Origin of the sequence: uncultured Hymenobacter sp., from assembly GCF_964242765.1 — a bacterium.
Taxonomy (GTDB): domain Bacteria; phylum Bacteroidota; class Bacteroidia; order Cytophagales; family Hymenobacteraceae; genus Hymenobacter.
This window is the reverse complement of sequence record NZ_CAXTBM010000124.1, coordinates 1-7,297: the sequence shown is the minus strand read 5'-3', so window position 1 is coordinate 7,297 and position 7,297 is coordinate 1. Positions and strand designations below refer to the sequence as shown.

Annotated in this window: 5 protein-coding genes; 2 read left to right on the top strand and 3 right to left on the bottom strand. The window is 58.9% G+C overall.

The annotated features are described in order from the left end of the window. Positions 1-146 precede the first annotated feature (146 nt). The gene (locus tag ACFE7X_RS24730) at positions 147-2,207 is read right to left on the bottom strand and encodes a GMC family oxidoreductase N-terminal domain-containing protein (RefSeq protein WP_375438351.1); all 2,061 of its coding nucleotides are present in this window, start codon (positions 2,205-2,207) and stop codon (positions 147-149) included. Positions 2,208-2,421: 214 nt separating this feature from the next. After that, positions 2,422-3,867 carry an aldehyde dehydrogenase family protein gene (locus tag ACFE7X_RS24725; RefSeq protein ID WP_375438350.1) on the bottom strand — a complete coding sequence of 482 codons (1,446 nt, stop codon included), beginning with the start codon at positions 3,865-3,867 and terminating at the stop codon, positions 2,422-2,424. A 277-nt stretch (positions 3,868-4,144) separates the two neighbouring features. Between ACFE7X_RS24725 and bla the strand changes: the two genes are divergently transcribed. Continuing rightward, positions 4,145-4,957 (top strand): subclass B1 metallo-beta-lactamase, encoded by an 813-nt coding sequence (gene bla / locus ACFE7X_RS24720; protein WP_375438349.1) that lies wholly within the window; start codon positions 4,145-4,147, stop codon positions 4,955-4,957. A 166-nt stretch (positions 4,958-5,123) separates the two neighbouring features. Here the strand turns inward: bla and ACFE7X_RS24715 are convergent, their stop codons facing one another. Next, on the bottom strand, positions 5,124-6,893 hold the full coding sequence (locus ACFE7X_RS24715) for a T9SS type A sorting domain-containing protein (protein WP_375438348.1): 1,770 nt from the start codon (positions 6,891-6,893) through the stop codon (positions 5,124-5,126). A 144-nt stretch (positions 6,894-7,037) separates the two neighbouring features. Here ACFE7X_RS24715 and ACFE7X_RS24710 point away from each other — a divergent pair. After that, positions 7,038-7,297, top strand: a 260-nt coding sequence (locus ACFE7X_RS24710; protein WP_375438347.1) for a hypothetical protein, incomplete at its 3' end; no start/stop codon positions are given.

Below are 7,297 nucleotides of genomic sequence, written 5' to 3'. Positions count from 1 at the left end.
CCAGTGGCCAGGGAAGCCAGTAAGCACAGGGCGAGAAGAGGGCGAGAAAAGGACATAAAGCAGAAAAAGTATAAGGGTGTGGACCCCATACGCGAAAATCGCACCACTTGTCTATTTCAAATGCCCTATATCTTCAACCTCGACAATCAGGAAGCCGCCGCAGCAAGAGACGAGGCACCAGAGGAGGCGACAGTGGCCCCCGCTACCCGACTGGTTTTCAAGTGCTGCGCCGTAAAATGCGCCACTGCCATGGTCGTAAGCATCGGGTTTACGCCGCTGCACGCCGGAAACGCCGATGCATCGGCCACGAACAGGTTGCGGACTTCGTACGTTTCGCCGGTTGGGCTAACCGGATGGGTGAACGAATCGCCGCCCATGCGGCACGTGCTCATCTGGTGGGCACTATAGAGGCCATACTGGTTGGGTTTCCAACTTAAATGCGGCAGTTGCGTCAGCACTTCGGGGTTCTGGATTTGGCCTTGGTTCGCGTGCAAGGTGGGCAAGGTGCCATGTGGTAAAAAAATGGTGTGCGCTCCTGCCGCCGCATGAATTTCGGCCGCTGCCCGCACGCCCGTTAGCATGTGCGCCCGGTCGTAATCACTAAGCGCATAATCAACCAGCACATGGCCGTGCTTGTCGATGTTGACGCGGCCACCGTCCCGGTCTCGCGTCAGGACAATGAACGAGCCCATATGCGCCGCCTGCTGCATCAGCTTCTTGTGCTGCGCGCCCGATAGCCAGGGCAGCACCATGCTCATCAGGCCCGCGTGGGCGGGTGGCGTTTCCAGCTTGGCGCCGTAGTTACTGCCGCCGAGTTTGGTGAAGCTGTCGTTGACCACCGACATACTCGGTCCAAACCAGGGGTTCATGGCTTGCTCGTACAGGGCCGATACCACCACTGTGGGGTGCAGATTGAGGTGGCGACCCAGGTGCGGGTGCTTCAGGCCGCTACGCAGTAGTAAGGCGGGCGTCTGGATGGCGCCACCCGCCACTACCACCCGCTGGGCCCGTACGGTTACGCGCACTTGCTGCCCAGTGGCCGTCGTATGTACGGCCACGGCGCCCGTCGCCCGGTTATTGGCAATCGTCACGCGCTCCACTTGGGTGTCGGCCAGCAGCCGGGCGCCGTGCTCGAATGCCTGCAACAGATAGGTGTTGAGGGTGCCTTGCTTGATGCCGTAGGCGTCGCCCATGGTGCTGTAGCCCAGGCCACAAAAGTGCGCTTCTGAATCGGTAAGGCCTTTCTCGTTGCGCGGAATCAGCTTTACGTGTTGCCCCAGCTTGGTTGAGCCCTCCCAGAGGGCCTGGTTCTGGCCGTTGTGGCGCGGGTAGTTGGTGTTTACGCTCAGCGCTTCACTCACGGCATCCACACTTTTCTGAAAGTCAGAAGAGGTGAAATGCGGTACCATGTGCTCTTGCGCCCACTCTTGCAGCACGTAGTCGGGCGTGCGGAAAGCGCCGGCCCAGTTAACGGTGGTGCCCCCACCCAGGCAGGAACCCGCTAACAGGCTGATGCTGCCATCCTGGGTGCTGAGCGCTCCTTTGCCGTCGTAGAGTTTGCCGAGCATGTCCACCTCCCGCTGCGTGAAGTCGCAGCCGTGGCAGTAGGGACCCTTTTCCAGTACCAACACATCGTGGCCGGCGGCGGCTAGCTCGCCAGCTACCACGCCCCCGCCCGCGCCGCTGCCAATCACCAGCACCTCGCAGTCGTAAACCACATCGTGGGTGGGCTGCAAAGTTTGAATGGGTTTCGGCATATCCACCACGTTGTCCGCCGGTAGTGGCCCCACGTACCCAATGCTTTCCCACACCGGGTTGCCAGCTTCGGCCGAGGAACCGCCGTAGTACAGAAATACGAATAGCTTGCGCAAGGCGTGAAAGCCTTTGCGAAGTTGCGGCAAGTTGCTTTGCGCCCAGCTTTGCAGCATCTTCTCGCGCTGGGCAGGTTGCAAGTAATTGAACGGCCGCAACGGCCCAAACCACGTCAAACCCAGCGTGACCGTATCAAGTAAGTCCAGCAGCTTCAGGAACTCCACTTGCGCACCGGCAGGCTGCTCGTCCAGCACCTCGCCTATCTTATCGAGGTCCACGCCTTCAGAACCGCGGCGCTGCCAGTAGGCGGCATGTTCAGCGGGCCCTTCCATGGGCGGAATAAAGGTGTCGGCAAGGGCGCGTAACGTCACGCGTTGGGCTTCGGTGAAGATCATACTACTTGAAGAAGCAGGGCTGGGAATTTGCCGACTTAGGGATGCTAGCCGGGTCTGAAAATATCGGACTTTTTCGCCAGAAATACTCGGCTTGCATACAAAATAACATGCAACAGGTAGGCTGACTCAATATGTTTCGGGGGCTAGCTGCGCATGGCGCGCAAACTGAACATAAAACGCACGCAGTCAGCATTTCCTGCTTTATCACTTTCACTTACAGCCACCGCAGCAGCCAGCCCACCATGCGCTGTACTTTGGGAGTGTAAGGCGGATAGAAGCTTTTGATGCCGGTGCGGCCAGTGCGCTGCTTGAGCACCGATTTTTCGTTGGAGAAGGCCAGAAAGCCCGCGTAGCCGTGGGCGCGGCCGATGCCGCTGTTGCCGGCCCCACCGAAAGGCAGTTCGGGGTGCGCCAGTTGCAGGATGGTTTCGTTGACGGCTGCACCGCCGGCCGGGATGTTGCGCAGCAAATAGCGCTGGTTTTCCTTGTTCTGGGTGAATACATACAGCGCCAGCGGCCGGGGCCGCGAATTCACCTCGTTGGTGGCTTCCATCAGGGTGCGGAAAGTGCGCACAGGCAGCAGCGGCCCGAAAATTTCCTCTTGCATCACGCGGCTGTCGGCGGCCGGATTCAGCAGCACGGTAGGTTCGATGAAGCGCTGCTGCGCATCGACGTGGCCGCCCATGGCTACCGTGGCCCCGTGGTGCTGCGCGTCTTCCAGCAGGCCGGCCACCCGCTCGAAGTGGTGCTGGTTCACGATGCGCGCAAACGAATCGGAAGCCGCCACACCCCGACCATCAGCATTGTAGAACCGGTGCACTACGGCCCGCATTTCGGCTAGCAATGGCTCCTGCACCGCTTCGTGCACCAGCAAATAGTCGGGGGCCACGCAGGTCTGACCGGCGTTGATGCCTTTGCCCCACACGATTTTCTCGGCCGCGTCGCGCAGGTCAGCGGTTTCATCCACGATGACCGGGCTTTTGCCGCCTAGCTCCAGCGTGACGCTGGTGAGGTGTTCGGCGGCGGCCCGCATCACTATTTTGCCTACTTGCGGGCTACCCGTGAAGAAAATATGGTCGAAGGGCAGCTTAAGAAGTTCGGTAGCTACTTCCTTGTCCCCTTCTACTACTGCTACTTCCGCCGGGTCGAAAACCTCGCGGGCCATACGGCTGAGCAGGGCGGCCACGCTGGGCGTCATTTCAGAAGGCTTGATGATAACGCAGTTGCCCGCCGCTAGTGCCGATATCAGCGGGTCGATGGCGAGGTAGAACGGGTAATTCCAGGGCGCCATGATGAGGCAGACGCCCTTGGGCTCGGCCTGCTTCCAGCCGCGCGCGCCCATCAACGCCAGCGGCGTATCCACCGGCTGTACCGAAGTCCACTGCTTGAGGTGTTTGAGCGTGTGCTTCAGTTCCGTCTGCGACGGCCAGACTTCGGTGACGTCGGTTTCGGTGGCGGGCTTGCGGAAATCGGCGTACAGGGCCTGTTGAATGGCCGGGCGGTTTAACTCTATCCACTCCCCTAATTTGCGCAGACGGGCTGCCCGTGGACCAGCATCTTCGCGGCGCAGCGCTTCCGAACGGGCTTGCTGCCGCTTGAAAAGTTGTTGCAAGTCAAGTGTTTCGGGCGGGGAGGAAATAGGGGCAACGAGAGGCTCCATAAAAACAAGCTGTAGGCGAGAAGTAGGTCGTGGTACTACGTAAGGTTGGCAGCTTTCACTGAACTGCCAACTATTGTCTGGCAGTCAAAGTTCTGCGCCCTGCGTCAGCTTTTGGTCTTGCTTCCGCTGCCACCAGTTACCGACCGTTGTTCCACTGCATCCGCTATGTAGCTAGCAAGCTTCTTCCTCTTAAGCTACTGACGCTAAGTTCACTCCGTAAACCAACGCACTATTTCTGTCGGCAAGGCGTTAAGGCAGCTTGTCTTTTACTTTTTGAATGCCCGTTTTGTCTTTACGCTTCCTGTACCCTTTGCGCCGGTTTGGTCTGGCAATCCTTTTTCTAGCTTGTCCATTGCTGTTGCTAGCCGACGCTCCACCTACCTCTAGGCAGGAACCACTGCACCTGCGGGTACAGCGCATTGCCCCGGATGTGTTCGTGCATACCTCCTACCGCCGCTTCCCCGGCAATCCAGTCCCGATACCGTCCAACGGCCTCATCGTCAAAACCAAAACCGGCGCTTTAGTAGTAGACACCGCCTGGGACCCCGACCAAACAATGGAGTTGCTGCGTTGGGTGGCCGACAGTTTGCACCAGCGCGTGCGCCTCGTGGTTATCACCCACGCGCACGAAGACCGACTAGGCGGCTTGGCCGTGTTGCAAGCCAACAACATCAAGGTGTACAGTACTCCTCCTACCGCCGAGCATGCCGCTACTATGGCTTTCGGGGTGCCCACGCCGGCCATCAAGCCCTACACCGTGATACGGGCCGGCCGTACCCGGTTGGAGTTGTTCTATCCCGGTCCCGGTCACTCCCCCGACAATATGGTGGCGTGGCTACCAACTCAGCAAGTACTCTTCGGCGGCTGCCTGATAAAAGGAGCCAACGCCACCACGCTCGGCAACATCGATGATGCAAACCTAAAGCAATGGCCGGTGAGTGTGCGCAAGGTAGAAGCCCGTTATCCGAAGGCGACCCTAGTAGTGCCGGGTCATGGCCAGTGGGCCGATGCCAGCTTGTTCAAGCATACCCTGGAACTGCTGCACTCCCCAAGCAGCAAACCACAGACCGCGCTGAGTGATAATCCGTAAGCCCTCAGCTTGAAACATTGAATAGGAGTTGCGTACCTCTTCCTCACAACAAAACGACGCCCGGTCTATACCAGGCGTCGTTTTGTTGTGAGGAAGAGGCACTGCCAGCGGCAATTGTTGTGGCACCAATCCAAAGACCGCACGCTGCCTATAGGTACCGCTAAAGTTATTCTTTGCTGAACTTCACCGTGAGGCGCTGCTGGGCATCGGTATACAAGATCAGGTAACTGCCGCGCGCCAGACTAGCGGTGCGAACGTAGGTTTCGCGTGTACCGGCAGCAGCAGGCAAAACCATGGCTTTACGCCCATCGAAGCTGTAAACCGTGAGGCTGGCACCACGGCCGGCTACCGGGTGCGCCAGGGTTAGCGCGTGCTGCGAGGGGTTGGGATATGCCTGAAGCAGTTCGGCGGCCGGGCCCGAAGCGGCAACGGCCAGTACGGGCGCCGTGAGGCCGTTCAGGTAGTTTTCTAGCATGGTGTAGCCGTTGGCGCCGCGGGTGTTGCGGTCGGTGGCATCTTCGGGATTAAGCCCCATGCTGACTTCCCAGGTGTTGGGCATACCGTCGTGGTCGACATCAGCGGGGGCGGGCAGAGAGTTGAGTACGGGCCAGGCCACCTGCGAGGTGCTGTAAGGCGTGCCGTGCGGGAAGCCACCCTGCACATCAATCAGGCTCCCGGTGCGGTTGAGTACATCGTTGACGATGCGCTGGTCGAGGGCGTCGCGGACGGGCAACACGCAGCCGGCGTTTTGCAGCACAGCCGTGTAGGCCTCCAAGGCACTTTGCGCCGGCAACGCCACCATAGCGAAGGGCGTTGTTGCTTTGGCCGAAGTGGTATCGGCGCGCGTGCCGCCGTTCATAACGGCGCCCAGCCAGTTGCGCGCGGTGGCGGCCGGGTAGCCATCCACGTAGTTGCCGGTCAGGTAGTACTTGCCGTAGGGCAGCGGGTTGCTGCCGGAAGTTAACTTGTAGGGATTCAAGACTTCGCTGCGAATTGCAACCCCGCCCGAAGAGCCGGTTGGAGTGGAGGGGCCATACTTGTAGTAGTTGCCGACGACGTTGTAGTTGCCACCTTCGCCCCCGTTCACATTGTACGAGGCCCAGTTATAAAGCACGTTGTTGCGGAAATCCACGTTTTCCTGCCCGACGGTATTGGGCGAGAGGTTGCGGCTACCGTCGAAGCGGGGCATCCGGCCGCGCATGTGGGCCAGCAGATTGTGGTGCATGCTGGCGTGCCGCCCACCCCAGATGCCGCCGTAGCCGTGACGCTCGAAGTCGGTGTCGCCGGTTTCGAAGTGGTAAGAGTAGTCGAGCGGCTCGCTGATCAGGTTCCACTGCAAGGTGGTGCTGTCGCCGCGGTACACGGTGCAGGCTTCGTCCGCCGACCAGCTCATGGTGCAATGGTCGATCATGATTTTGCGGTACCCGATGCCGCCAAAAGCATCATCGTCGCCGCTGCCGTTCACCATGCCTTGATTCTGATTTTTGTCGCCGAGGCGAAACCGCACGAAGCGAATAATGATGTTGTCGGCGTTGACACTAACCGGAAAATCGGCGATGCAGATACCGTCGCCGGGCGCAGTTTGACCGGCGATGGTGGTGTTGGCGCGGTTCAGGCGCAAGTCGGCCAGCAAGTGGATAGTGCCTGATACTCGGAACACCACTGTACGGTAAGTGGCCGGCTGCGTAACGGCATAGCGCAAACTACCGGGTTGGCCGTCGTCGCTCAGATTGGTCACTTCGAAAACGGTAGTAGCCGTGGCTGCCGTGCCGCGGCCCCCCGAGGTATACTTGCCGGCTCCTTCCGCTCCCGGAAACGAGGGCAACTGGGCCTGGACCGTAGAGGCTAGGGTTGCGAGCTTGATGGCTAGACCAAGAAGCAAGCCGCGCCGCGCTAAGTTGTTTTTCTGTTGTGGGAAAGTAGAGTTTTCAAGCATAGGAGGAAATTTAGAAAAGGAACCTGAACGACTATTGGGCTGTGCTTGCAAGCTGCTTGAGTATTCAGTTAGTAATGCACAGCTACTTCTAGTTCTAGAACTTGGCGAAACAGACCAGGTAAAAAGCCATACTACTGATTTTCAATGCAAACGCAGCGGCAACATAGCTTTTTTAGTTGCGGAATCGTTGCCGGCAACGTTGCCAGATATATAGTTTCCACTGCCTACGTAAAGGCAACTGACACCACTCGTTGTTCGACCAATAAACGAAAGGAAAAGCAGAAACTTTGTTCAAACCAAGCCCCTGTACCAGCTAGATGCAGGGGTTTGGTTTTGAAAGAAGGAACGCCGTTAGTTTTTCGCTTTCCGCTCTCCATCATCGGCGTCGCGCTTCACCTTCGTAC

Bases quoted from the DNA above. Each gene is read 5' to 3' on its own strand.
- ACFE7X_RS24730 (WP_375438351.1), bottom strand. From the start codon at position 2,207: ATGATCTTCACCGAAGCCCAACGCGTGACGTTACGCGCCCTTGCCGAC.
- ACFE7X_RS24725 (WP_375438350.1), bottom strand. From the start codon at position 3,867: ATGGAGCCTCTCGTTGCCCCTATTTCCTCCCCGCCCGAAACACTTGAC.
- bla (WP_375438349.1), top strand. From the start codon at position 4,145: ATGCCCGTTTTGTCTTTACGCTTCCTGTACCCTTTGCGCCGGTTTGGT.
- ACFE7X_RS24715 (WP_375438348.1), bottom strand. From the start codon at position 6,893: ATGCTTGAAAACTCTACTTTCCCACAACAGAAAAACAACTTAGCGCGG.